This window comes from Haemophilus sp. HN_Hi08, from assembly GCF_049824455.1.
In the GTDB taxonomy this organism is placed as follows: domain Bacteria; phylum Pseudomonadota; class Gammaproteobacteria; order Enterobacterales; family Pasteurellaceae; genus Haemophilus; species Haemophilus influenzae_D.
In genome coordinates this window covers 80,591-107,351 of record NZ_CP187493.1, presented here as the reverse complement: position 1 = coordinate 107,351, position 26,761 = coordinate 80,591, and the positions used below count along the sequence as shown (strand labels likewise).

The window sequence follows — 26,761 nt, the reverse complement described above, 5'->3', positions numbered from 1 at the left end:
TGAGGAAATCCGAATGAAATTTACCGATATATTTATTCGTCGCCCTGTTTTAGCAGTTTCAATTAGTTTGTTAATGATTATTTTAGGGTTGCAAGCAATCTCGAAATTGGCTGTGCGTGAATACCCTAAAATGACGACCACAGTCATTACAGTGAGTACCGCATATCCAGGGGCAGATGCGAATTTAATCCAAGCATTTGTTACCTCAAAATTGGAAGAATCTATTGCACAAGCCGATAATATTGACTATATGTCTTCGACTAGTGCGCCTAGTAGTTCGACCATTACAATAAAAATGAAATTAAATACCGATCCTGCAGGTGCGTTGGCAGATGTGTTAGCCAAAGTGAATGCAGTAAAGTCGGCGTTACCAAATGGTATTGAAGATCCTAGTGTATCCTCTTCTTCAGGTGGGAGCGGTATTATGTATATCAGTTTCCGATCTAAAAAACTGGATTCTAGTCAGGTGACCGATTATATCAATCGTGTAGTCAAACCACAGTTTTTTACCATTGAGGGTGTTGCTGAAGTACAGGTATTTGGTGCCGCTGAATATGCATTACGTATTTGGCTTGATCCACAAAAAATGGCAGCTCAAAATCTTTCTGCTCCAGCAGTAATGTCTGCGCTTTCTGCTAATAACGTACAAACGGCTGCGGGGAACGATAATGGCTATTATGTGAGTTATCGTAACAAAGTTGAGACCACAACGACATCTGTGGAACAACTCAGCAACTTAATTATTTCATCAAATGGCGATGATTTAGTGCGTTTGCGTGATATTGCAACCGTTGAATTAAATAAAGAAAGTGATAATTCGCGTGCTACGGCAAATGGCGCAGAATCCGTCGTGTTAGCCATCAATCCAACCTCCACAGCAAATCCTTTGACTGTCGCAGAAAAAATTCGCCCTTTATATGAAAGTATAAAAACACAACTGCCAGACAGTATGGAAAGCGATATTCTTTATGACCGCACTATTGCTATTAATAGTTCCATTCACGAGGTAATAAAAACTATTGGAGAAGCCACTTTAATCGTTTTAGTGGTAATTTTAATGTTTATCGGTTCGTTCCGCGCCATTTTAATTCCAATATTAGCTATTCCAATTTCTCTTATTGGCGTGTTAATGCTGCTACAAAGTTTCAACTTTTCTATTAATTTAATGACCTTGCTCGCTTTAATTCTTGCCATAGGTTTAGTTGTGGATGATGCTATTGTAGTGCTGGAAAATGTTGATCGTCATATTAAAGAGGGGGAAACGCCATTCCGAGCGGCGATTATTGGTACGCGTGAAATTGCAGTACCCGTTATTTCTATGACTATTGCATTGATCGCAGTTTATTCGCCAATGGCTTTAATGGGGGGGATTACTGGCACATTGTTTAAAGAGTTTGCTTTAACTCTAGCTGGTGCGGTATTTATTTCAGGCATTGTGGCATTAACTCTTTCTCCGATGATGAGTAGCAAGTTGCTTAAATCAAACGCCCAACCAACTTGGTTAGAACAAAAGGTTGAACATACATTAGGAAAAGTTAATCGTATTTACGAATATATGCTTGATCTTGTTATGCTCAATCGTAAATCAATGCTGGCTTTTGCTGTGGTAATTTTCTCAACGCTCCCATTTTTGTTTAATGCGCTTTCGAGTGAATTAACACCAAATGAAGATAAAGGCGCATTTATTGCGATTGGTAATGCGCCATCTAGTGTGAATGTGGATTACATTCAAAATGCAATGCAACCATATATGAAAAATGTAATGGAAACACCTGAAGTTTCTTTTGGGATGAGCATTGCTGGTGCGCCAACTTCTAATAGCTCGTTAAATATCATCACATTGAAAGATTGGAAAGAACGTTCACGTAAACAATCCGCAATAATGAATGAAATTAATGAAAAAGCAAAATCAATTCCAGAAGTGTCAGTATCAGCATTTAACATTCCTGAAATTGATACAGGGGAACAAGGCGCTCCAGTCTCTATTGTATTGAAAACTGCGCAAGATTATAAATCTTTGGCAAACACCGCAGAGAAATTCCTCAGTGCGATGAAAGCCTCTGGCAAATTTATTTATACAAATTTAGATTTGACCTATGACACGGCGCAAATGACAATTTCAGTAGATAAAGAGAAAGCTGGTACTTACGGCATCACGATGCAACAAATCAGTAATACTTTAGGGAGTTTCTTATCTGGTGCGACAGTTACGCGTGTGGATGTGGATGGACGCGCTTATAAAGTCATTTCGCAGGTAAAACGAGATGATCGCTTATCGCCAGAAAGTTTCCAAAATTATTATTTAACTGCATCTAATGGTCAATCAGTGCCATTAAGTAGTGTTATTAGTATGAAATTAGAAACTCAGCCAACATCATTACCGCGTTTCAGCCAATTAAATTCGGCTGAAATCAGTGCTGTACCAATGCCGGGTATATCAAGTGGTGATGCCATTGCTTGGCTTCAACAACAGGCAAATGATAATTTGCCACAAGGATACACTTATGATTTCAAATCCGAAGCTCGTCAATTAGTACAAGAGGGTAATGCACTTACGACGACTTTCATTCTTGCTGTTGTAATTATTTTCTTGGTGCTTGCCATTCAGTTTGAATCTATACGTGACCCAATGGTAATTATGATTTCCGTACCATTAGCCGTAAGTGGTGCATTGGTGAGCTTAAATATTTTATCCTTCTTTAGCATCGCAGGAACAACATTAAATATCTACTCTCAAGTTGGGTTGATTACTCTCGTGGGATTAATCACTAAACACGGTATCTTAATGTGTGAAGTGGCAAAAGAAGAACAGCTAAACTATGGTAAAACTCGAATTGAGGCAATCACTCACGCGGCAAAAGTGCGTTTGCGTCCAATTCTAATGACAACGGCGGCAATGGTAGCTGGCTTAATTCCATTACTCTATGCAACAGGTGCAGGAGCGGTATCTCGCTTTAGTATTGGGATAGTGATTGTAGCGGGATTATCCATTGGTACTATTTTCACCTTGTTCGTCTTGCCTGTGGTATATAGCTATATCGCAACTGAACACAAACCATTACCGGTTTTTGATGAAAATAAAACAACCCACTAATTAAAACATAGAAAAAACAAACCGCACTTAGGTTATCTTACGTAATTTGTACTTATAAATAGTTGTTTTATCCAACTTTTTTGAGCATAACCTGTATAAGTGCGGTATTTTTTTATTCTGTTAATTATATAAATAATCCACTTATGTTAGTCTTTATTTAAAGACTATTTTTCAGTAAACTTAGCGAATTTTGTTGAATTATTAAAATTATCACTTCAAATCTAGGAATTTATTGTGGCACATCGAGATTTTGCTGCGCGTCGTAGCTCAAATAATAAGAAAAAAAATAAGAAAAAGAATACAAATGTCTTGATTTTTCTTGCTTTATTTATTGTTCTAGTTTTTGTTGTTGGACTTTATTTGTTGAAAAATCAGAACAGTAAGGTAAGCGTGCAGCAAGCTATAACACAACAGGAAAAAGCTCAACCTAAAAGTGTGTTACCTAATCGTCCAGAGGAAGTGTGGAGTTATATTAAAGCCTTAGAAACGCGTACTGTACCTGTAGATAATAATCCAGCGAGTGTAGAACAAAATATGCGTTTAACAGAAGAACAACGTCAAGTTTTAATTCAAATAGAAAGAGATAAAAAAGCGGCTGATGAAGCTAGAAAACTGGCTGAGCAACAGAGAATAGAAGATGCAACGAGAACTCAATCCAAAAAAACGGAAGATATGAAAAATACAGAGGCAGAAATCGTAAAATCGGAATCAATTAAAAAGCAAGACTCACAGAAAATTGAAAGCGCAAAAAAAGTAGAACAAATAAAAACGGTTAATAATGTACGGGATAGCAAGAAATTTGGTTTACAATGTGGTGCTTTCAAAAATCGAGCGCAAGCTGAAAATTTGCAAGGTCGTTTACAGATGACAGGATTAAATGCTCAAATACAAACTAACGGCGAATGGAACCGTGTTCGTGTAGCAAGTTTTGATACTCGAGAGCTTGCAGTACAGGCGCAAAGTAGAGCTAAAACTGTTACCGATTGTGTTGTGATTGGTATGTAATATATATTTATTTTAATGCCGAGTACCAAAAGGTGGTTTTGCAAACCAAATCACAATAAGCAATCCTAAGAATCCCATAGCTGATAACCAAAATATTTCATTTGCGCCAATAATAAATCCTTGCGATGTTATTTGTTGAGCGAGGTAAGCTGAAGTTTGCGTATCACTTAAACCAAATTGATTCATTTGATGGTAAAAACTTTGGGAAATTGGGTTATAAGGATTAATGTGTTCTGTTAATTGAGTGTGGTGAACAGCTTCACGGTTATACCACATAAATGTGGTTAAAGATGTCCCTACAGAACCCGCTAAAGTTCTCAAGAAGTTAAATAAGCTAGAGGCTGAAGCCATTCTATGCGCAGGTAAGCCAGACAGCGTTATTGTGGTAAGTGGCATAAAGAAACAGGCTACCGCTAAACCTTGCACTAATTGTGGTAAAGCAACATCAGCAAAAGTCATTGATGGCTCGAAAGTCACCGCTCTCCAATAAAATGTTATTGCATATACAATAAAACTTATCGTCACTAAAATTCGCATATCGATCTTATAACCGAAACGTCCAATAATCGGTGAAAGTAAAATAGGGAATAATCCAACTGGGGAAGCCGCAAGCCCAGCCCACGTCGCGGTGTAATGGAAGACTTGTTGTAGCAAGAGCGGAATTAATACCACAGAACCTAAATAAATCAAAAAGGCTAAACTGGTACATAAACACCCTACGCTAAAATTACGAGAATGGAAAAGCGAAATATCTACTACAGGATTATCATCTGTCAATTCCCAAATAACCAAAGCAATCAGACAAACAACAGCAACAACAGCTAATATAATGATTTCATTAGAATTAAACCAATCTTGCTCACGACCCTGATCAAGCATTAATTGCAAAGATCCCACACCTAAGACAAGTAAGACTAAACCGACTTTATCAATAGGTTGATGAACAATTTCACTTTCTCGGCTACCCAAAATCTTCCAACTGATTAGCACAACTAGCAAACCAATCGGAACATTAATAAAGAATATCCATCCCCAATGGATATTATCGCTAATCCATCCGCCTAAAATTGGGCCAAAAATAGGTGCAACCACAATAGTCATTGACCAAAATGCCAATGCCATTCCGCGTTTTTCTGGCGGATAATTATTTAATAATAAACTTTGCGAAAGAGGGATCACGGGGCCTGCTACAGCACCTTGAATGACGCGAAAAATAATTAATGCCTCAAGACTATCTGCAATCCCACAAAGCCAAGAAGAGACAGCGAATAAAAAAGTTGAGACTAAAAATAACCGCACTTCGCCAAAACGTTTTGCTAACCAACCTGTTATTGGAATAGAAATCGCATTTGCAACACCAAAAGAAGTAATTACCCACGTACCTTGACTAAAAGATGCGCCTAAATCGCCCGCAATAGTAGGAATCGCCACATTTGCAATAGTAGAATCTAATACTTGCATAAAGGTGGCGAGAGATAAAGCCAGCGTTAATAAAATCAGCGCACCACCTTGAATAGGTGGGAATTTTTTTGTGGAATTGTCCATAACGCCGCCTTAATGGCTGTTTTGCTGAATGATAGATTCAATCAAATTTTCTACCGCACTTTCATCATATTTAAGTGTATCAGTAGAAAATAAAGTCTTCGGTTCTGATTTTTCTCGTAGCATTGCGCCAGATGAATCTGAAATTCTTACTTTTGCCGTTGCAGAAAGACCAATTCTCAATGGCGTTTCGGCAAATTGTTGTGGATCTAATTTAATTCGCACAGGTACACGTTGCACCACTTTAATCCAGTTACCAGTAGCATTTTGTGAAGGTAAGAGAGAAAATGCATTACCAGTCCCCATTTCAATACCATTTATCACGCCATCAAATTCTTTATTTTTACCGTATAAATCAAAATGAATTTTCACCGGCTGGCCAATGCGCATATTCGTTAATTGGGTTTCTTTGAAGTTAGCTTCTAACCACATTTGTTCATTAGATACCACCGCCATTAACGCGCCACCCACTGAAACGGCTTGCCCAACTTGAACATTACGACGCGCCACATAGCCATCAATTGGACTTCTAATTTTTGTACGTTGCAAATTTAACCAAGCCTGTTTAAGCGAGTTTATCGCATTCTGTATTTGCGGTTGTTCACGTAATGGAACGTTACGCAATAAAGCCTGATTAGCAGCCAATTGATTTTTAGAGGCATTTAAATTTGCTTTGGCAAGCTCGACAGCTTCTTTTGCGTGTTGGAAAGATTCTTTATCAATCGCACCCATTTTTTCAAGTTGAACTCGGCGCGCCAAATTGCCTTGAGCTTGAGCTAAAGAAATTTCATTGGCGTGCACAGCTGATTGCAATTGCTGCACAGTGAAACCCAGTTGTTCTACCTGACGTACAGCATTGGCGAGATTGCTTTTGGCCTGTTCAAAACTAAGTTTCGCATTGGTATCATCCAATTCAACTAGAATATCACCTGCATGGACTTTATCCATATTGTCTGCATTAATCTTCGCTACATTACCTGCAACTTGTGATGATACCATTACTTGATTTCCACCCACATAAGCATCTTCTGTTTCTTCAAAATCCTTCAAGAAGAAAAACCAATACAAAGCACAAGCAATACCAATAATAAGCAGGACAAGAATAAAAATGCTTAAGCCTTTTTTACGGTCAGTTTTATTTGATACAGATTTAGTTGATGGGTTTTCAGTTGCAGTTTGCGTCATAATGCCTTCCCTAATTTGGGATAATGTTTAAAAATGGGATATTTAAAACTATCAAAAATAAAATGAAAGGTCATTATGAAACTTTAAAAAGGGGAACTCAAGGGGAAATCATCATCTCTTTATTTTCTAGATTAATGAATATTCTAAAGATATAGTCTCATTAATTTGATTTATTTTCGTGTAAGAATCAAAGATCGACAATCATAGCGATTTTGTTCATCCGCCTTACGATATTCATCAAATTCAATTTCCCACTCCTCCCAATTTAATTGAGGGAAAAAAGTATCGCCATCTAGTTCTGTTTGAATTTGAGTAAGGTATAACTTGTCCGCTTGTGGCAAATATTGTTTGAATAACTCTCCCCCACCAAGCAGCATAATTTCATCAAAATCTCTGACAAAATCGACCGCACTTTCAAGGCTATCTTTCCATACCACGCCTTCTCGTTCAAAGGGCTGACGAGAAAGTACGATATTAGTGCGTTTAGGTAGCGGGCGACCAATACTTTCAAACGTTTTACGTCCCATGATGACAGGTTTGCCAGTCGTGTTCTGACGAAACCATGCTAAATCAGCAGGCAAGTGCCAAGGCATTTGGTTATCTTTACCAATCACGCTATTTAATGTCGTCGCTACAATTAAACTAAATGTCATAAATCCCCCTAAAATTTGCTGTTATTATACCTGATATTAAGTGATTTGTCATTGATTTAGTGATAACGTTAATACCAATTTTAAGAACTTGGGAAAGGACTATGAACAAAAAAACAATTGTTGTGAAATTCGGTACAAGCACGCTAACTCAGGGTTCGCCAAAACTGAATTCGCCACATATGATGGAAATCGTTCGTCAAATTGCACAACTGCATAATGATGGATTTCGTATAGTGATCGTGACTTCTGGTGCCATTGCTGCGGGTCGCCATTATTTAAATCATCCTCAATTACCACCCACTATTGCCTCAAAGCAACTGCTTGCAGCGGTTGGTCAGAGCCAATTAATTCAGGCTTGGGAAAAATTATTTGCTATTTATGATATTCATATCGGACAACTTTTATTAACACGTGCCGATATTGAAGATCGCGAACGTTTTTTAAATGCACGAGATACTTTACACGCACTTTTAGACAATCACATAATTCCTGTAATTAATGAAAATGATGCGGTGGCAACCGCAGAAATTAAAGTTGGCGATAATGACAATTTATCTGCATTAGTCGCTATTCTTGTTCAAGCGGAACAACTTTATTTATTAACTGATCAACAAGGTTTATTTGATAGTGATCCGCGTAAAAATCCTGGAGCGAAATTAATTCCAGTTGTAGAACAAATCACGGATCACATTCGCTCAATCGCTGGTGGCAGTGGGACTAATCTTGGCACTGGAGGAATGATGACTAAAATCATTGCAGCCGATGTTGCCACTCGCTCTGGAATTGAAACCATTATTGCACCAGGTAATCGCCCAAATGTAATCGCTGATCTTGCTTATGAACAAAATATTGGTACAAAATTTATTGCACACCAATCTGATCGATTAGAAAGCCGCAAACAATGGCTTTTCGCCGCGCCATCGGCAGGCATTATCACTATTGATGATGGAGCGAAAAATGCCATTCTTGAACAAAATAAATCTTTATTACCCGCTGGTATTATTAACGTGGAAGGACTTTTTTCGCGTGGTGAAGTAGTCAAAATACGCACTCAATCTGGTAAAGACATTGCACTAGGTATGCCACGCTATAATAGCGATGCCCTACAATTAATTAAGGGCAGAAAATCAGCAGACATTGAAAATGTTTTAGGCTATGAATACGGTGCAGTAGCAATGCATCGTGATGATATGATTATTTTGTCATAATGCCCTTTGGTTGATAAAAGCACTGATTTATGAAACAATCTTGAGCTATTTTTATAGGAAAAATGTAAGGTAAAACGATAGTGATCGATTTTGATGGCTACCGTCCAAATGTGGGTATTGTGATTTGTAATCGCAAAGGGCAAGTGCTTTGGGCGAAGCGTTGTGGGCAAAATTCGTGGCAGTTTCCGCAAGGTGGCATTAATGATAATGAAAGTGCCGAGCAAGCGATGTATCGCGAACTACACGAGGAAGTTGGTTTACAACCTAAAGATGTGCGTCTGTTATATGTTTCTAAACATTGGTTACGCTATAAATTGCCAAAGCGTTTATTGCGTTATGACAGCAAACCGATGTGTATTGGGCAGAAACAACGCTGGTTTTTGCTACAGCTTGTTAGCGATGAAAAAAACATCAATATGCAAACAACTAAATCGCCAGAATTTGACGGGTGGCGTTGGGTAAGCTTTTGGTATCCTGTTCGTCAAGTTGTGTCTTTTAAGCGAGATGTTTATCGAAAGGTAATGAAAGAGTTTGCTTCGGTATTATTTACGGATAATCCACCAATATTTTCCGCATCTCGTGAAGCAAATTCACAGCATTATTCGGCAAATAAAAAATATTCTCAGACAAAATACACAAAACGCTATTTTTACAAATCAAAAGGTCAATAATGCTCACTTTTATTCTTCTTTGTTTGCTTGTTGGTGCATTAGCGGGTTTTCTTGCTGGATTATTTGGTATTGGCGGAGGGTTAGTGATTGTGCCAACCTTAGTGTATTTACTGCCCATTGTGGATGTACCAGAATCTTTGTTGATGTCTACCGCACTTGGCACATCATTTGCTACCATTGTGATTACTGGCATTGGATCGGCACAACGCCATCATAAATTAGGTAACGTAGTCTGGCAGGCTGTTCGCATTTTAGCTCCGGTTATTATGCTTTCTGTCTTTATTTGTGGTTTATTTATTGGAAGACTTGATCGTGAAATTTCTGCCAAAATTTTTGCTTGCTTAGTGGTATATTTAGCCACAAAAATGGTACTTTCGATTAAAAAAGATCAAGTCACAACAAAACCACTTACCCCTCTTTCTTCCGTAATTGGCGGTATTTTGATTGGTATGGCATCTAGTGCTGCGGGAATTGGCGGTGGTGGATTTATTGTACCGTTTTTAACTGCTCGTGGCATTAATATCAAACAAGCTATCGGTTCTTCCGCATTTTGTGGGATGTTATTGGGCATATCAGGGATGTTTAGTTTTATAGTGAGTGGTTGGGGAAATCCATTAATGCCTGAATATTCGCTCGGTTATATTTATCTTCCCGCAGTGTTAGGCATTACTGCCACTTCATTTTTTACTTCCAAATTAGGCGCAAGTGCAACCGCTAAATTGCCTGTTTCAACCTTAAAAAAAGGTTTCGCCCTTTTCTTAATTGTGGTTGCGATCAATATGTTTCTGAAATAAGGAAAATTATGAATTCAAATTATTTACTTCTTCCCCACTTTGATCCGAGTATTTTTACGCTCGGCGATAGCAATATCGGCTTACGTTGGTATGGTTTGATGTACCTTTTGGGTTTTATTTTTGCACGTTGGCTTGCGGTTCGCCGTGCTAATCGCCCAAATAGCGGTTGGACAGTAGATCAAGTTGATACCTTACTTTTCAATGGTTTTATGGGGGTGTTTATTGGCGGACGTGTTGGCGATGTATTTTTCTATAATCTCGATCATTTCTTACAAGAACCACTTTATTTATTCCGCGTTTGGGAAGGTGGAATGTCGTTCCACGGTGGCTTAATTGGTGTAATTGTTGCTATGATTTGGACATCCTATTCACAAAAACGTAATTTTTGGCAAACGGCTGATTTTGTTGCGCCTTTGATTCCGTTTGGTTTAGGTTTAGGCAGAATTGGTAATTTCATTAATCTTGAACTATGGGGACGCGAAACGAATGTGCCTTGGGCAATGATTTTCCCGAATGATCCTCTTTTACTGCCTCGTCATCCATCACAACTTTATGAAGCCTTTTTAGAAGGTCTGGTGTTGTTTGCGATTCTGAATATTTTTATTAAAAAGCCACATCCAATGGCTTCTGTTGCAGGTTTATTCTTAATTGGTTATGGTGTCTTCCGTTTTATTGTGGAATATGTGCGAGAACCTGAAGTTGAAAATTTCTTTGGGATTATTACACGAGGGCAAGCACTTTGCTTACCAATGATTATTGGTGGCGCTTTAATTATGGCTTGGGCGTATTCACGCAAAAGTGCGGTCATAAAATAGGAGATTTTTTATGAAGCAATATCTTGATCTTTGTCGTCGCATTGTTAATGAAGGTGAATGGGTTGCTAATGAACGTACAGGTAAGCATTGCCTCTCGGTCATTAATGCAGATTTAGAATATGATGTGGCGAATAATCAATTTCCGCTGATTACTACCCGTAAAAGTTATTGGAAAGCGGCCATTGCTGAATTTCTAGGTTATATTCGTGGATATGACAATGCCGCTGATTTCCGCGCACTTGGCACGAAAACTTGGGATGCTAATGCGAATGAAAATGCAGCTTGGCTTGCAAATCCGCATCGTAGAGGTGTTGATGATATGGGGCGCGTATATGGTGTGCAAGGCAGAGCATGGCGTAAGCCTAATGGAGAAACCATCGATCAGCTACGTAAAATTGTTAATAACTTAACGAAAGGTATTGATGATAGAGGAGAAATTTTAACTTTTTTTAACCCTGGGGAATTTGATCTTGGTTGTCTTCGTCCTTGTATGCATACGCATACTTTTTCTCTTGTGGGCGATACTTTACATCTTACTAGCTATCAGCGTTCCTGTGATGTTCCGCTTGGATTGAATTTCAATCAAATCCAAGTGTTTACTTTCTTAGCTTTGATGGCACAGATCACGGGCAAAAAAGCCGGCAAGGCATATCATAAAATTGTGAATGCGCATATTTATGAAGATCAGCTTGAGTTAATGCGTGACGTACAACTTAAACGCGAGCCTTTCCCATTGCCAAAATTAGAAATCAATCCAGATATAAAAACCCTTGAAGATTTGGAAACTTGGGTCACGATGGATGATTTTAAAGTCGTTGGATATCAATCTCATGAGCCGATTAAATATCCTTTTTCCGTCTAATGGATGCTGCAAAAGTGCGGTCAGAATTTGACGAGAAAATGATGCGCTACGCCCTTGAGCTTGCCGATAAAGCGGAAGCGTTAGGTGAGATTCCTGTGGGGGCGGTGCTGGTGGATGACGCTGGAAATATTATTGGAGAAGGTTGGAATCTCTCCATTGTTCAAAGTGATCCTACTGCACATGCTGAAATTATCGCTTTGCGTAATGGCGCAAAAAATATTCAAAATTATCGCCTACTGAATACCACGCTTTATGTAACATTAGAGCCTTGCACAATGTGTGCTGGGGCGATTTTGCATAGCCGTATTAAACGTCTTGTGTTCGGTGCATCTGATTATAAAACTGGCGCGATTGGATCACGTTTTCATTTTTTTGATGATTACAAGATGAATCATACCTTGGAGATTACATCTGGTGTATTGGCAGAAGACTGTAGTCAGAAATTAAGCGCATTTTTTCAGAAAAGACGTGAGGAGAAAAAAATAGAGAAAGCATTATTAAAAAGTTTGAGTGATAAGTAATTCTTTATTTTTTCTTATATTTGAAACTTAAAATCCAGGATTGATCGCTATCTCAAATCCTGTTACTTGCGGAAACTCTTCTTGAATTAGTGTTAATAATTCAATTTGTTTAAATAGAATCCCCTGCCGAAAAATAGCATTAGACACTTCAATAAAAATTAAATGATCTGTTATGTTACCAATACGAAATTTGCCGTGAAATTCCTGTGGAAAAATGCGGTTAAATTTTTGATTGAGTTCATTGATAGCAAGACCTTTTTTCATTATTTTGGCAAAGGGCGATTGCTCAAGCACATCCATAATATTGACTGCTTTTTGATAACGATCAGCCTTGTTTTCCATAAAGACTGCCCCCAGTAAATGACATTAGTTTAGATTTCCGCTACAATACACGCAATTTTCATAATAAACAACGAGACGATGATTTCAGGCACTGTCAAACCAAATTTTTGGTCGCGATTACTTTTAAGTATTATCGCGATTTTTGCTTTGCCTAACGCACAAAGTTTTGAAAATCAAAATAATGCGGAAAATTATTCCTCGAGTGTTTCCATTCAACAGGCGTTAGAAACGGTAAAAGTTGCACGTGAAGTGCAACGACAAGCCATTCCTCAACCTTTAATTTCCCACCAAACTGAAAAACAACTTAAAATTCAACCGCACTTTTTAGCGGATGTGTTGAATCTTAGTGCGCCAATTCGAGCTGGCCCCTTGCTTATTTAATTTTTCTGTTTTTTGTGAAGAATATTGCTATTGAAATAGCGATATTTTAAAAAATTATTGTGCATGAAATAAAGTATTTCATAAGCATTTAACTATTTAACTTATATATTTAAAAAGAGAAATTATGAGCATTTTAACAAGAATTTTTGGTAGTCGTAATGAACGCATTCTACGTAAATTAAAAAAACAAGTCGTAAAAATTAATAAAATGGAGCCTGCTTTTGAGGCATTAAGTGATGATGAATTAAAAGCAAAAACACAAGAGTTTCGTGATCGTTTAAGTGCGGGCGAAACTTTGCAACAAATTTTACCAGAAGCATTCGCAACGGTACGTGAAGCAAGTAAGCGCGTGCTTGGTATGCGCCATTTTGATGTTCAGCTTATTGGTGGGATGGTATTGACTAACCGCTGTATCGCAGAAATGCGTACAGGAGAGGGGAAAACATTAACGGCAACTTTGCCTTGTTATTTAATCGCACTTGAAGGTAAAGGCGTCCACGTGGTAACCGTGAATGACTATCTTGCTCGCCGAGATGCAGAAACGAATCGTCCGTTATTTGAATTTTTAGGCATGAGTGTAGGCGTGAATATTCCCGGTTTACCGCCTGAAGAAAAACGTGCAGCTTATGCGGCAGATATTACTTATGCAACCAATAGTGAACTTGGTTTTGATTATTTACGTGACAACTTAGCCCACTCAAAAGAAGAACGTTTTCAACGCACATTAGGTTATGCGCTGGTGGATGAAGTGGATTCTATCTTAATCGATGAAGCTCGTACACCATTGATTATTTCAGGTCAGGCAGAAAACAGTTCAGAGCTTTATGTTGCGGTAAATAAACTGATCCCAAGTTTAATTAAACAAGAAAAAGAAGATACTGAAGAATATCAAGGCGAAGGGGACTTTACTTTAGATCTTAAATCTAAACAAGCGCATTTAACCGAACGTGGTCAAGAAAAAGTGGAAGATTGGTTGATTGCACAAGGTTTAATGCCTGAAGGGGATTCTTTATATTCTCCTAGTCGAATTGTGTTACTTCATCACGTTATGGCGGCATTGCGTGCGCATACATTGTTTGAAAAAGATGTCGATTACATTGTGAAAGACGGCGAAATTGTGATTGTTGATGAACACACTGGTCGTACAATGGCGGGGCGTCGTTGGTCTGATGGTTTGCACCAAGCTATTGAGGCAAAAGAAGGGGTGGATATTAAGAGCGAAAACCAAACTGTTGCGTCAATTTCTTACCAAAACTACTTCCGTTTATATGAGCGTCTTGCGGGCATGACGGGGACTGCGGATACCGAAGCATTTGAGTTCCAACAAATTTATGGCTTGGAAACCGTTGTAATTCCAACAAATCGTCCAATGATTCGTGATGATCGCACTGATGTGATGTTTGAAAATGAACAATATAAATTTAATGCGATTATTGAAGACATTAAAGATTGTGTAGAACGCCAGCAACCAGTATTAGTGGGGACGATTTCAGTCGAAAAATCAGAAGAATTATCTAAAGCGTTAGATAAAGCAGGTATAAAACATAATGTGTTGAATGCGAAATTCCACCAACAAGAAGCGGAAATCGTGGCTGAAGCAGGATTTCCTAGCGCAGTGACTATCGCAACGAATATGGCTGGGCGAGGTACGGATATTATTCTTGGTGGTAACTGGAAAGCGCAGGCTGCTAAATTAGAAAATCCAACTCAAGAACAAATTGAAGCACTTAAAGCTGAGTGGGAGAAAAACCACGAAATTGTAATGAAAGCAGGTGGGTTGCATATTATCGGTACAGAGCGTCACGAATCTCGCCGTATTGATAACCAGTTACGTGGTCGTTCAGGTCGTCAAGGTGACCCCGGTTCTTCTCGTTTCTATCTTTCTTTAGAAGATGGTTTAATGCGCATTTATTTGAATGAGGGTAAGCTCAATTTAATGCGTAAAGCGTTTACAGTAGCAGGCGAGGCGATGGAGTCGAAAATGTTGGCGAAAGTGATTGCATCTGCTCAAGCAAAAGTTGAGGCGTTCCATTTTGATGGCCGTAAAAACCTACTTGAATATGATGACGTGGCAAATGACCAACGTCATGCAATTTATGAGCAACGCAATTATTTGCTTGATAATGATGATATTTCTGAAACCATCAATGCCATTCGCCACGATGTGTTTAATGGTGTGATTGATCAATATATTCCACCGCAATCTTTGGAAGAACAATGGGATATTAAAGGGCTTGAAGAACGTTTATTTCAAGAGTTTGGTATGGAATTACCGATTTCTAATTGGTTAGAAGAAGATAATAATCTTCACGAAGAAAGTTTACGCGAACGCATTGTGGAAATTTCAGAAAAGGAATACAAAGAAAAAGAGGTTTTGGCTGGCGAAGACGCTATGCGCCATTTTGAAAAAGGTGTTATGTTGCAAACCTTAGATGAACTTTGGAAAGAACACTTAGCTTCGATGGATTATTTACGCCAAGGTATTCATTTACGTGGCTATGCACAAAAAGATCCAAAACAAGAATATAAAAAAGAATCTTTCCGTATGTTTACGGAAATGCTAGATTCCTTAAAACACCACGTTATCACGACTTTAACCCGTATACGTGTGCGTACTCAAGAAGAAATGGAAGAAGCTGAACGTGCTCGTCAAGAAATGGCGGCACGTATCAATCAAAATAATTTACCTGTGGATGAAAATAGTCAGACAACTCAAAATTCAGAGACTGAAGATTATTCAGATCGTCGCATCGGACGCAATGAGCCTTGTCCTTGTGGTTCGGGTAAAAAATATAAGCATTGTCATGGCAGTCGTGCTGCTCGCCATTAATGATTAGCCAAAGTGCGGTGATTTTTCACCGCACTTTTTTCATAGGTGCTATTGGATAGAAAAAATGGATAAAAAAATTATACAAGTTGCTGCGGGGATTATTCGTAATGAATTTGGTCAGATCTATTTAACGCAGCGTTTAGAAGGACAAGATTTTGCGCAATCTTTAGAATTTCCCGGTGGAAAAGTGGATGCGGGAGAAACCCCAGAACAGGCTTTAAAACGTGAATTGGAAGAGGAAATTGGTATTGTTGCATTAAATGCTGAACTCTATGAACGCTTCCAATTTGAATATCCAACAAAAATTATTTCTTTTTTCTTTTATCTGGTAGATGAATGGATTGGCGAACCTTTTGGGCGAGAAGGTCAAGAAGGTTTTTGGATCGAACAACGCGAACTAGATGCAGGACAGTTTCCACCTGCGAATGCAAAATTAATTCATCGGTTACTAAATGAAACTCACAATTTCATATAAAATAAATGTGGTTTAAAGTTATATTAAAAGATTTAGTATGATTTATCACATATAACTTTTTAATATACTCGCCAAAATATTTGTATTTTTTGCATTATGGGAGTCATTATGTCTCAACTTGCCAATCCAGAACTGATTAAAGTCGTTATTTTACTCGCATCTAGTGTAACAATTGTGCCGTTATTTAAAAGACTCGGGTTGGGTAGCGTGCTAGGTTATTTAGTCGCAGGTTGTTTAATCGGCCCATCTGTCTTTGGCATAGAGCAAGATCCAACAGCAGTGGTACATTTAGCGGAATTAGGTGTGGTAATGTTTCTTTTTATTATCGGGCTTGAAATGTATCCAGAACGCCTTTGGGCAATGCGTAAAGCTATTTTCGGCAGAGGTTTGTTACAAGTTGGATTATGTGGTTGCTTACTCACTTTTTCGGGTATTTATTTATTAGGATTAACAAAAGAAGTATCATTTATTGCTGGTATGGGTTTCACGCTTTCCTCTACTGCTATTGTAATGCAATCACTAGAAGAAAGGGGGCTTACTTCTACGTCAAAAGGACAACGCGTAATTTCGACATTAATTTTTGAAGATATTGCTATTGTACCACTTTTGGCTTCTGTCGCTTTTCTTGCTCCCCATTCGAAAGAAGCTACACCACACACTAATTGGGTATCAATTGGCATAGCATTAAGTGCTGTTGTGGGGCTAATTGTGGCTGGAAAATGGTTAATGAACCCACTATTTCGTTTAATTTCTAAGGCACGTATTCGTGAAATGATGACAGCGGGCGCATTATTGGTCGTTTTAGGTGCCGCATTAGCAATGGAAATTGGCGGGCTTTCAATGGCAATGGGTGCGTTTGTTGCTGGTGTGATGATGTCTGAATCAGCTTTTCGCCATCAGCTTGAAGCGGATATAGAACCATTTCGCGGTTTATTACTTGGATTATTTTTTATGGGCGTAGGAATGTCCTTAGATTTGCATTTAGTGTTTAATCATTGGATCTTGCTACTTGGAATTGTTTTTCTTTATATACTGGGAAAAGCCAGTGCTGTTTATATTATTGCCCGAATTACTCGTCTTGATCATCGAGAAGCCATAGGGAGAATGTCTTTGATGGCACACGGTGGCGAATTTGCCTTTGTGCTTTTTTCAGCCGCAGCGACCGCGGAAGTAATCAGTAATGAAGAACAAGCGACATTCACTGCTGCAGTGATTATTTCGATGCTTTTTTCGCCTATTATCGCTCAAATTGCTCGCAAACTTATACAGCGTACAGAGCCTAAACATCTTGATCAACTTGATGAAAATGATCTAGACACCATCGTGGATTTGGAAGATAACGTTTTAGTTATTGGTTTTGGACGTTTTAGTCAAATTGTCTGCCAAACATTATTAATTCGTGGAATTAGCGTTTCAGTAATTGATCGCAATATCGAAAATATCCGTGCTGCTGCAAAGTTTGGTTTTAAAGTTTATTATGGCGATGGCATTCGATTAGATGTTTTACGAGCCGCAGGAATTGAAAAGGCGAAATGTGTCGTATTAGGTATTAACGATACACAAAGAATTGAACATATTGTCAGTCAAATGAAAGAGGCTTATCCAAATTTACCGATTTTAACCCGAACTTATGACAGAAAAACAACAGTTAGTTTGATTAAGCAGGATGTAGATTTTATTGTGCGTGAAACTTTTGAATCAGCAATTACACTTAGTCGAGCAACATTGATGAAATTAGGTATTGATAAAATTGAAGCGGAAGAAATTATTAAGGAAGTACGAACATTAGATCAAGAACGGTTAAATGAAGAAGTTTTACACGGTTTTTCGAATGAAATAGTAAAAAAATATTGGACACCAAGACCATTTATTAAACCGCATCTTGATACAAAAGCATTAAATAAAGAAACAGAAGAAATTCTAAGTGAGAAAATTGAAGAAGAAATATTAAATGATCATTCATAAAATTATTTTTTATCTTTAGTGATATTTGTTTTATCTAAAAATATTAAATTTTAACTTCTCTTTTAAATATTTATTTTTGAGTATTTTAAATTACATAAATTTTTATTTTAAGGCAATAAATGAATAATAAAATTAGTGTTTATGATAAAGATAATTTCTTTGAGCTTTATCAGAAACTCCGTTCAAATCCAATTAGCCTCAATGAAATTATCGAAAAGCCCACCATGCTCTCACTGTTGCCTGATTTAAAGGGGAAAAAATTACTCGATTTAGGCTGTGGCACTGGAGGGCATTTACAACTTTATTTAGAACGAGGGGCGGCTAAAGTAATTGGAACCGATCTTTCCGAAAAAATGCTCGAACAAGCTGAAAAAGATCTACAAAAGTGCGGTCAATTTTCAGGACGTTTTTCCTTATATCACTTACCAATGGAAAAATTAGCTAAGTTACCAGAAAGTCATTTTGATGTGATTACTAGCTCTTTTGCTTTTCATTATATTGAAGATTTTCCTGCTTTATTAGCTTCCATTGCCAACAAACTTAAGCCGAATGGCACATTAGTTTTTTCCCAAGAGCATCCGATTACAACTTGCCACAAAGAAGGGGAACGTTGGGAAAAAAATGACAAAAAACAGCAAGTTGCTTATCGTTTAAATCATTATCGAGAAGAGGGCGAACGTAATAGAAATTGGTTCAAACAACCTTTTCAAACCTATCATCGAACAACAGCGACAATTATCAATAATTTAATTCATGCAGGGTTTCAAATCGAGCAAATGGAAGAACCTATGCTTGCCGATCAACCGCAATGGCATAATGAATTTAAAGATTTATCACACCGCCCACCGTTGTTATTTATCAAAGCAAGAAAAGTAGAGAAATAAACAAAATAAACTGGTTTTTAACCGCACTTTATGGTATAAATCGCCCCGCTGTTTTTGCCTTTCAAAAGCAGCTTTTTAATTACTAACAACACACACATATCAACAAGGCTTAATCGGGGTGCCAAACGGTCGATTAGCTGATATGTGGAGGCTCAACCCCAACAAAAGGAAAATATTATGGCACAAGTTTCAATGCGCGACATGATCAACGCAGGCGTACACTTCGGACACCAAACTCGTTACTGGAACCCACAAATGAAACCTTTCATTTTTGGTGCTCGTAACGGTGTTCACATCATCAATCTTGAAAAAACTTTACCTTTATTCAACGAAGCTTTAGCGGAATTAACTCGCATTGCTAGCAACAACGGTAAAGTATTATTCGTTGGTACAAAACGTGCAGCGTCTGAAGCGGTTCAAGCAGCAGCATTAGATTGTCAGCAATATTACGTAAACCACCGTTGGTTAGGTGGTATGTTGACTAACTGGAAAACCGTTCGTCAATCAATTAAACGTTTAAAAGATTTAGAAACTCAATCTCAAGACGGTACTTTTGAAAAATTAACCAAAAAAGAAGCGTTAATGCGTAGCCGTGAGATGGAAAAACTTGAATTAAGCCTTGGCGGTATCAAAGATATGGGCGGCTTACCAGATGCGTTATTCGTTATCGGTGCGGACCACGAACATATCGCAGTTAAAGAAGCAAACAACCTAGGTATTCCTGTATTTGCTATCGTTGATACTAACTCAACGCCAGCTGGCGTAGATTTCGTTATCCCAGGTAACGATGATGCGACTCGTGCTATCCAACTTTACGTTTCTGCAGCTGCAGCAGCGGTTAAAGAAGGTCGTGGTAACGAAGCTCAAGTTGCTGAAGAATTAGCAGCTGACGCAGAATAATTTAAGTTTTGCAATAAGGCGAGGCCCTTAATAATCAAACGATTAATTGGCATAGGGGCTAAAATTTAGCCCCTATATTTTTATCTAAAAGTGCGGTCAAAATAAACCGCATTTTCGACAGAGGATTTTAAAAATGGCTGAAATCACAGCATCATTAGTAAAAGAACTTCGTGACCGTACTGGCGCAGGTATGATGGAATGTAAAAAAGCATTAGTTGAAGCAAACGGTGATATTGAGTTAGCAATCGACAATATGCGTAAATCTGGTCAAGCTAAAGCAGCTAAAAAAGCAGGCCGTGTTGCCGCTGAAGGTGTTATCCTTGCTCGTGTAGAAAATGGTTTCGGTGTATTAGTTGAAATGAACTGTGAAACTGACTTCGTAGCAAAAGATGCAGGTTTCTTAGGTTTAGCAAATGAAGTAACTGATTTCGCAGCAGCAAACAAAGGTACGACTATCGAAGCATTACAAGCGCAATTTGAAGAAAAACGTGCGGCATTAGTGGCTAAAATCGGTGAGAATATGAACATCCGTCGTGTTGCTTACTTAGATGGTCAAGTAATTGCTCAATACTTACACGGCGCGAAAATTGGCGTATTAGTTGCGGGCGAAGGTTCTGCAGATGAACTTAAAAAAGTGGCAATGCACGTTGCAGCGTCTAAACCAGAATTCGTAAATCCAGAAGATGTATCTGCTGAAGTGGTTGAACACGAACGCCAAATCCAAATCGACATCGCAATCAACTCTGGTAAACCAAAAGAAATCGCAGAGAAAATGGTTGAAGGTCGTATGAAGAAATTCACTGGTGAAGTTTCATTAACAGGTCAAGCATTTGTAATGGATCCTTCTGTATCTGTAGGGGATTTCTTAAAATCGGTAAATACTTCTGTTTCTAACTTCATTCGTTTAGAAGTAGGCGAAGGTATCGAGAAAAAAGAAGAAGATTTTGCTGCTGAAGTAGCGAAAATCACTGGCGGTAATGCATAATTCTTTAAAGATAAGGAATATATGCTTATAAGCCCAACTTAAAGTTGGGCTTATTTATTTTTAAAAGAATTTCAGCTTATTTTTGTTAAGTAAATTTTATACACATAAAATCTGCATCTTAATCAGTTATTAAACTTTTAAAATGCAGATTAAATGATGGGGTATCAATTAAGAAATTTTCTTTTCTAATGCTTTTAGGCGTTTGTGTATGCCATCAATGCCTAATGTTAGAGCTGCCGTTTTACGCCACTCTTTATTCGTTTGTAATGGGATACCAGAGGAATATACGCCAGGTTCTGTGATTGGACGCATTACCATCCCCATTCCAGTAATGGTTACTTTATCACAAATTTCCATATGACCATTAATCACACTTGCACCACCAATTAAGCAATAGCGACCAACAGTTAAGCTACCTGCCATAATAACGCCACCCGCAACCGCTGTACCAGTGCCGATATGAACATTATGCGCAATTTGACAAAGGTTATCGATAATCACGTTATCTTCAATAATCGTGGCATCTAATGCGCCTCTATCAATACAAGTATTCGCACCAATCTCAACGTTATTACCAATTATTACTTGCCCTACTTGTGGGATTTTAATCCAACGACCACGATCATTTGCATAACCAAAACCATCACTACCGATAACTGTTCCTGATTGGATTAAGCAATTTACGCCAATCTCAACGTTATGGTAAACAGTGACATTAGCCCAGAGCTGGGTGCCTGAACCAATTTTGGTATTTTTACCAACAAAACAATTTGCCCCGATGATTACGTTATCGCCTAGAACTACACCTTCTTCAATCACTGCGTTCGCACCAATAGATACATTTTCGCCTAATAAAACGCCATCAAAAATGACCGCACTTTGTGCAATTCCTTGTGCTGCTTTTGGCGTGCTATCCATATATTGAGCTAAAATTGCGTAAGCTACATAAGGATCTTTAACAATAAGTAAATTGCTTTCTGGAGAACAGTGTTCAATATCCTCTTGAGATACAACCAAAATCCCTGCTTTAGAATCTTTCAATAATGCACGGAATTTTGCGTTAGAAATAAAAGTAAGTTGATTTGATTGGGCTTTATCGAGTGGCGCGATATTCTCAACAACAACATCGGCGTTACCGCGAACGGTAGCGCCGATTTGAGTTGCCAATTCTTGTAAAGAATAGGATTTTTGCATTATGAGAACCTATTATTTTTTCTCTTGTGCTTTTTCAGAAGCAGGGATAGATTTTAATACTTCTTCAGTAATGTCTTTACCCTCTACCGCAAATACAACTGAATTTGCATCAAGCACATAAGTATAACCTTTTGCTTTTGCTAAATTATTTGTCGCAGTTTGAATGCTATCTAATAATTTACCACGTTCTTCAGCTTGACGTTTTTCATTTTGAGCTTGGAATTCTTGAACTTTTTTATCTTGTTCTTGCATTAATTTTTGTAATCCAGCATCTTCAGTCGCGCCTAATTTATTAATTTCCTCTTGGCGTTTTTGAATATCAGCTTGACGTAAGCGAGGTGCATCTTTTTCTAAAGCCGCAACTTTTGCTTCTACTTTTTTACGAGCAGCTGCAATTTTATCATCAACTTCTTTTTTACTCGCTGCTAATTTCTCAGCTACAGGTTTAAATTCAGCATCAAGTTTATCTGCTACCGCTTGGCGATCTGGGTGATGTTGAAAAATATAACCTGCATTAATAAAAGCAATTTTCTCTTCAGCTGCAGCATAGCCTGAAGCAAGTGCAATACCTAAAGCAAGTGCGGTTACTTTTGCGATGTTTTTCATTTGATAAAGATCCTTAATTAAATAGAGGTTTGTTTAATATTTTCTCTGCCCAATTAAATTAGGCAGAGAACGTTGTTTTTGAGTTCTGATGACGAAAAAAGTTCAATTTATTAGAAAGAACCCCCAATACTAAATTGGAACTGTTCGACATCATCATTTTCATATTTTTTAATTGGTTTAGCATAAGAAAATACCAATGGTCCAATAGGAGATTGCCATTGGAATCCGACACCTGTAGAGGCGCGAATACGGCTTGATTTGCCATAATCAGGCAATCTTGCTAATACATTGCTATCTAATCCAGTTTTATCTGATTTCCATTTTGTATTCCATACGCTTGCCGCATCAACAAATAGGGAAGTTCGGACTGTATTTTGGCTTTTATCACTCACAAATGGAGTTGGCACAATTAACTCTGCACTAGCTGTAGCTATTGCATTACCGCCAATCACATCTGGGTGGTCTTTTTTAAATTCACCCTTTTCATCTTGGTAAATTGCATTAGGCCCAATACTACCATAAGCAAAACCACGTAATGAGCCGATGCCACCCGCTGTATAAGTTTGATAGAATGGTAAACGCTTGTTTCCGAAACCATTTGCATATCCTGCAGATGCTTTTGCAGATACAACCCAGAGGTGATCTCTGTCTAATGGGTAGAAACCCTGTACATCTGCACTTAATTTATAATATTTATTGTCTGATCCTGGAATAGTAACTCGTCCACCAAGACTTGCTTTTACCCCTTTGGTTGGGAAATAGCCTCTATTAAGGTTGTTATAGTTCCAACCAAAAGAAAAATCAAAGTCATTTGTTTTAATGCCATTACCTTTAAACTTCATTGATTGAATATATAAATTACGGTTATATTCTAGAGCAAAGTTACTAATTTTATTATAGGTATGGCCTAATCCTACATAATAGGAGTTATTTTCATTTACAGGGAAACCTAAAGTAACATTACTTCCATAAGTCGTACGCTTATAGTTAGAGGATGTATCACTTTTAGAGTTATCGTAGTTTTCAAAGAAAACATTTCCACCAAGACTTACACCATCTTTAGTAAAATAGGGTTCGGTATAACCCAAATTGACACTAGTACCATAATCATTTTTCGTACCAGCTATACTTACTGCCGCCCCTGTTCCCAAGAAATTATCTTGTTTAATACTTGCTTGATAACTAATACCACTCTCTGTACCGTAACCAATACCAAAGTTGATACTACCCGTGTTACGTTCTTTGACTTTATATACGACATCCACTTCATCATTGCTACCATTGATAGGATCAATTCGGTTTTCAACTGTTTCGAAGAAACCTGTACGATCTAAGCGAATTTTTCCTAACTCAACTAATTGTGAATTATACCAAGTTCCTTCTTGTTGGCGCATTTCTTGACGTAAAGTACTATCTGCTGAAACAGTATTTCCTTCAAAGCGAAGTTGGCGAACAGTTAAACGTCGTCCAGCATCAACAACAAAGGTTATCGCTAATGTTTTATTTGCATCGTCAAAATCAGGTACAGAATTTACTGTTGTGTTACCGTAACCTCGTTCCCCAAGTTTTGCTTTAATTGCATTTTCTACATCTGCAATATCACTACGGCGGAAAGTATCATTTAAATGTAATGCTGAAAGTAAAGGTTCAAGCTCGGCAGACATACCGCCCACATTACCTACAATGCGTGCGCTACGAAGGTCATACTGTAAACCTTCATTTACATCAATGGTCACATTAACTTTTGTTTTTTCATCATTTAGCTGAACATCCGTTTTAGTGATTTGTGCTTTGGCATAGCCATTATTTAAATAATAATCACGAATTGCCTGCAAATCTTTCTCGAATTGCGCACCTTCAAATTTATTTCCCCATAACTTCCACCAAGAATCAGGTTGTAATTCCATTTGTTCTTGTAATGTACTGCTACTAACAGATTCGTTCCCCTTGAAAGTTAATGATGCCAATTTTGCTTTATCATCTTCATTGATTTGAATTAAAATTTCAGCGCGATTATTTGGTAGCGTATTTACAATAGGTTCAACTGTTGCGTTATAACGACCTACGCTTACATAGTGTTCTTTTACGCTTTTAGCAAATTCATTTAATTTTTCTCGAATTAAAATGTCGCCAACTCTAAAGCCGTTAGCATCTAGGTTTTGTTTAAGTGCATCTGTAGGTATAACGGAGTTACCTTTAATTTTCACATCTGCGATAATCGGTTTGGCGACAACGCTAATAACAAGCACATCGCCTTCTTGACGTGCTTTGACATTATCAAATCGACCACTTACGAATAGAGAGTGAACAATATTTGTTACATCATTATCTGTAACACGCTGACCTGCACGAACTGGTAGTGTTGCTCGGATTTGTTGTTCTAAATCACCTTGAACACCATCTACACGAATATCTTTTGCCACGAAAGGTGCGGCAAACACAGTCGTTGTCGTACCGAATAATAAACTTGCGATTAGAAGTTTTTTCATCGATTGTATCCTATATAAATTATAGACGTAAAAAATCATTAAATAATGCAAACACCGTTAAGCTTAATAACAGTGCTGCACCAATTCGATAACAGATGCTTTGCACCCGCTCAGAAACAGGTTTTCCTTTAACAGCTTCCATTGCTAAAAAAACTAAATGACCGCCATCTAATACTGGTAATGGAAATAAATTCATAATCCCTAAATTTACACTAATCAATGCCATAAAACTTAAAAAATACACCAATCCAATATTTGCTGATGCACCAGCACCTTTTGCAATAGAAATTGGCCCACTTAAATTATTTAATGACAAATCGCCAGTAAGTAATTTCCCTAATATTTTCAAGGTTAAAAGGGAAAGCTGCCCTGTTTTTTCAATGCCTTTTTGTAAAGATTCAAGAATACCATATTTTAATTCAGTACGGTATTCATCCGCTAATTTTGTTAAGGTTGGGCTAACTCCTACAAACCATTTGCCATTTTGGTTACGCACTGGAGTCAGGGCTTTGTCAAATGTTTCGCCATTACGTTCAACTTTAATAGAAAAAGTTTCGCCTTGTTCGACCTGTTTTACAAAATTTTGCCAACTAAGTGCGGTGAAATTTTCTGTTAAAATTTTGTCTCCTATTTGTAAACCCGCTTTCTCCGCTGGAGAAGCCTGAACAACTTTAGAAAGTACCATTTCCACTTTTGAATGAATTGGAACAATCCCTAAAGCAGTGAACGCACTTTCTTTTTCAGGATCGAATGTCCAATTTGTAAGATTTAAAGTCCGTTGTTGTTCAATATTAGAATTGAAAGGAGAAAGGGCAATCTCAACATTAGGCTCCCCCATTTTTGTGGCAAGTAGCATATTGATGGTTTCCCAATCTTGAGTTTCTTCGCCATCAATTGTAAGAATTTGTGTATTGGGTTCAATGTGAGCTTGTGCTGCTATTGAGTTTGGCGTTATCGATTCAATCACTGGTTTAACCGTTGGCATTCCATAAAGGTAAATGACCCAATAGGCAAAAATTGCAAAAATAAAATTAGCTAAAGGACCTGCAATAATTACAAATGACCGTTGCAATACGCTTTTGCTGTCAAATGCTTGTGACTTTTGCTCTGCAGGAACTACTTCATTACGTCCATCAAGCATTTTTACATAGCCGCCTAAAGGAATCATTGAAACCGCAAATTCTGTACCCTGTTTATCGATACGTTTCCAAATTACCTTACCAAAACCAATTGAAAAACGATGGACTTTTATACCGCACTTTCTAGCAGCCCAAAAGTGACCGTATTCGTGAACGGATACTAATACCGCAATCGCAATGATAAAAGAACCTAGTGACCACAAAAATGACATTAAAAATCC

23 protein-coding genes are annotated in these 26,761 nt (G+C 37.9%); 15 read left to right on the top strand and 8 right to left on the bottom strand.

All coding sequences use genetic code 11. The features are described from left to right. Positions 1–13 precede the first annotated feature (13 nt). Positions 14–3,094, top strand: coding sequence for a multidrug efflux RND transporter permease subunit AcrB (acrB, locus tag ACPT8O_RS00490; protein ID WP_021034737.1), 3,081 nt, complete (start codon positions 14–16; stop codon positions 3,092–3,094). A gap of 234 nt (positions 3,095–3,328) precedes the next feature. Continuing rightward, positions 3,329–4,099, top strand: a complete 771-nt coding sequence (locus ACPT8O_RS00485) for an SPOR domain-containing protein (RefSeq protein ID WP_021034738.1) — start codon at positions 3,329–3,331, stop codon at positions 4,097–4,099. Between the two features lie 12 nt (positions 4,100–4,111). Here ACPT8O_RS00485 and ACPT8O_RS00480 read toward each other — a convergent pair whose 3' ends face one another. The 3 genes from ACPT8O_RS00480 to folA form a co-directional block, all read right to left on the bottom strand. Next, positions 4,112–5,644: a DHA2 family efflux MFS transporter permease subunit gene (locus ACPT8O_RS00480; protein WP_021034739.1), complete on the bottom strand. Its 1,533-nt coding sequence runs from the start codon at positions 5,642–5,644 to the stop codon at positions 4,112–4,114. A gap of 9 nt (positions 5,645–5,653) precedes the next feature. Continuing rightward, positions 5,654–6,826, bottom strand: coding sequence for an EmrA/EmrK family multidrug efflux transporter periplasmic adaptor subunit (locus ACPT8O_RS00475; RefSeq protein WP_425623329.1), 1,173 nt, complete (start codon positions 6,824–6,826; stop codon positions 5,654–5,656). Between the two features lie 170 nt (positions 6,827–6,996). Further along, complete coding sequence (gene folA / locus ACPT8O_RS00470; protein ID WP_423717236.1) at positions 6,997–7,479, bottom strand: type 3 dihydrofolate reductase; 483 nt, start codon at positions 7,477–7,479, stop codon at positions 6,997–6,999. Positions 7,480–7,580: 101 nt separating this feature from the next. On the opposite strand from folA, the gene proB reads away from it, so the two are divergent. The 6 genes from proB (at position 7,581) to tadA (ending at position 12,350) form a co-directional block, all read left to right on the top strand. Continuing rightward, positions 7,581–8,687, top strand: a complete 1,107-nt coding sequence (proB, locus tag ACPT8O_RS00465; protein ID WP_425623328.1) for a glutamate 5-kinase — start codon at positions 7,581–7,583, stop codon at positions 8,685–8,687. Between the two features lie 80 nt (positions 8,688–8,767). Beyond that, positions 8,768–9,358 (top strand): RNA pyrophosphohydrolase, encoded by a 591-nt coding sequence (gene rppH / locus ACPT8O_RS00460; RefSeq protein WP_425623327.1) that lies wholly within the window; start codon positions 8,768–8,770, stop codon positions 9,356–9,358. After that, positions 9,358–10,152 (top strand): sulfite exporter TauE/SafE family protein, encoded by a 795-nt coding sequence (locus ACPT8O_RS00455; protein ID WP_425623326.1) that lies wholly within the window; start codon positions 9,358–9,360, stop codon positions 10,150–10,152. The genes rppH and ACPT8O_RS00455 overlap by 1 nt, the downstream gene beginning before the upstream one ends. Positions 10,153–10,160: 8 nt before the next feature. Then, positions 10,161–10,967, top strand: coding sequence for a prolipoprotein diacylglyceryl transferase (gene lgt / locus ACPT8O_RS00450; protein WP_425623325.1), 807 nt, complete (start codon positions 10,161–10,163; stop codon positions 10,965–10,967). A 10-nt stretch (positions 10,968–10,977) separates the two neighbouring features. Further along, positions 10,978–11,829 carry a thymidylate synthase gene (locus ACPT8O_RS00445; RefSeq protein ID WP_425623324.1) on the top strand — a complete coding sequence of 284 codons (852 nt, stop codon included), beginning with the start codon at positions 10,978–10,980 and terminating at the stop codon, positions 11,827–11,829. Next, the gene (gene tadA, locus ACPT8O_RS00440; RefSeq protein ID WP_425623323.1) at positions 11,829–12,350 is read left to right on the top strand and encodes a tRNA adenosine(34) deaminase TadA; all 522 of its coding nucleotides are present in this window, start codon (positions 11,829–11,831) and stop codon (positions 12,348–12,350) included. The genes ACPT8O_RS00445 and tadA overlap by 1 nt, the downstream gene beginning before the upstream one ends. A gap of 27 nt (positions 12,351–12,377) precedes the next feature. Here tadA and ACPT8O_RS00435 read toward each other — a convergent pair whose 3' ends face one another. Next, a complete protein-coding gene (locus ACPT8O_RS00435) occupies positions 12,378–12,692 on the bottom strand; it encodes a DciA family protein (RefSeq protein WP_021034748.1) in 315 nt (104 codons plus the stop codon). 78 nt (positions 12,693–12,770) lie between these two features. Here ACPT8O_RS00435 and secM point away from each other — a divergent pair, with 78 nt between their 5' ends. From secM to tsf, 7 genes are all read left to right on the top strand, one after another. Then, positions 12,771–13,073, top strand: a complete 303-nt coding sequence (secM, locus tag ACPT8O_RS00430) for a secA translation cis-regulator SecM (RefSeq protein ID WP_021034749.1) — start codon at positions 12,771–12,773, stop codon at positions 13,071–13,073. 124 nt (positions 13,074–13,197) lie between these two features. After that, entirely contained in the window at positions 13,198–15,903 is a 2,706-nt protein-coding gene (gene secA / locus ACPT8O_RS00425) for a preprotein translocase subunit SecA (protein WP_021034750.1), read from the top strand. 64 nt (positions 15,904–15,967) lie between these two features. Beyond that, positions 15,968–16,378, top strand: a complete 411-nt coding sequence (gene mutT, locus ACPT8O_RS00420; protein ID WP_013526207.1) for an 8-oxo-dGTP diphosphatase MutT — start codon at positions 15,968–15,970, stop codon at positions 16,376–16,378. Between the two features lie 108 nt (positions 16,379–16,486). Next, entirely contained in the window at positions 16,487–18,343 is a 1,857-nt protein-coding gene (locus tag ACPT8O_RS00415) for a monovalent cation:proton antiporter-2 (CPA2) family protein (RefSeq protein WP_041175279.1), read from the top strand. A gap of 119 nt (positions 18,344–18,462) precedes the next feature. Beyond that, positions 18,463–19,227, top strand: coding sequence for a class I SAM-dependent methyltransferase (locus ACPT8O_RS00410; protein ID WP_021034752.1), 765 nt, complete (start codon positions 18,463–18,465; stop codon positions 19,225–19,227). A gap of 177 nt (positions 19,228–19,404) precedes the next feature. After that, positions 19,405–20,127, top strand: a complete 723-nt coding sequence (gene rpsB / locus ACPT8O_RS00405) for a 30S ribosomal protein S2 (RefSeq protein WP_005648094.1) — start codon at positions 19,405–19,407, stop codon at positions 20,125–20,127. Between the two features lie 133 nt (positions 20,128–20,260). Further along, positions 20,261–21,112 carry a translation elongation factor Ts gene (tsf, locus tag ACPT8O_RS00400; protein ID WP_005693261.1) on the top strand — a complete coding sequence of 284 codons (852 nt, stop codon included), beginning with the start codon at positions 20,261–20,263 and terminating at the stop codon, positions 21,110–21,112. A gap of 168 nt (positions 21,113–21,280) precedes the next feature. Here tsf and lpxD read toward each other — a convergent pair whose 3' ends face one another. From lpxD to rseP, 4 genes are all read right to left on the bottom strand, one after another. Continuing rightward, positions 21,281–22,306 carry a UDP-3-O-(3-hydroxymyristoyl)glucosamine N-acyltransferase gene (lpxD, locus tag ACPT8O_RS00395; protein WP_021034754.1) on the bottom strand — a complete coding sequence of 342 codons (1,026 nt, stop codon included), beginning with the start codon at positions 22,304–22,306 and terminating at the stop codon, positions 21,281–21,283. Positions 22,307–22,318: 12 nt separating this feature from the next. Continuing rightward, entirely contained in the window at positions 22,319–22,912 is a 594-nt protein-coding gene (locus tag ACPT8O_RS00390) for an OmpH family outer membrane protein (RefSeq protein ID WP_005690567.1), read from the bottom strand. Positions 22,913–23,022: 110 nt separating this feature from the next. Beyond that, a complete protein-coding gene (bamA, locus tag ACPT8O_RS00385; protein ID WP_021034755.1) occupies positions 23,023–25,401 on the bottom strand; it encodes an outer membrane protein assembly factor BamA in 2,379 nt (792 codons plus the stop codon). Between the two features lie 19 nt (positions 25,402–25,420). Continuing rightward, positions 25,421–26,752, bottom strand: a complete 1,332-nt coding sequence (gene rseP, locus ACPT8O_RS00380) for a sigma E protease regulator RseP (RefSeq protein WP_021034756.1) — start codon at positions 26,750–26,752, stop codon at positions 25,421–25,423. Positions 26,753–26,761: the final 9 nt, after the last annotated feature.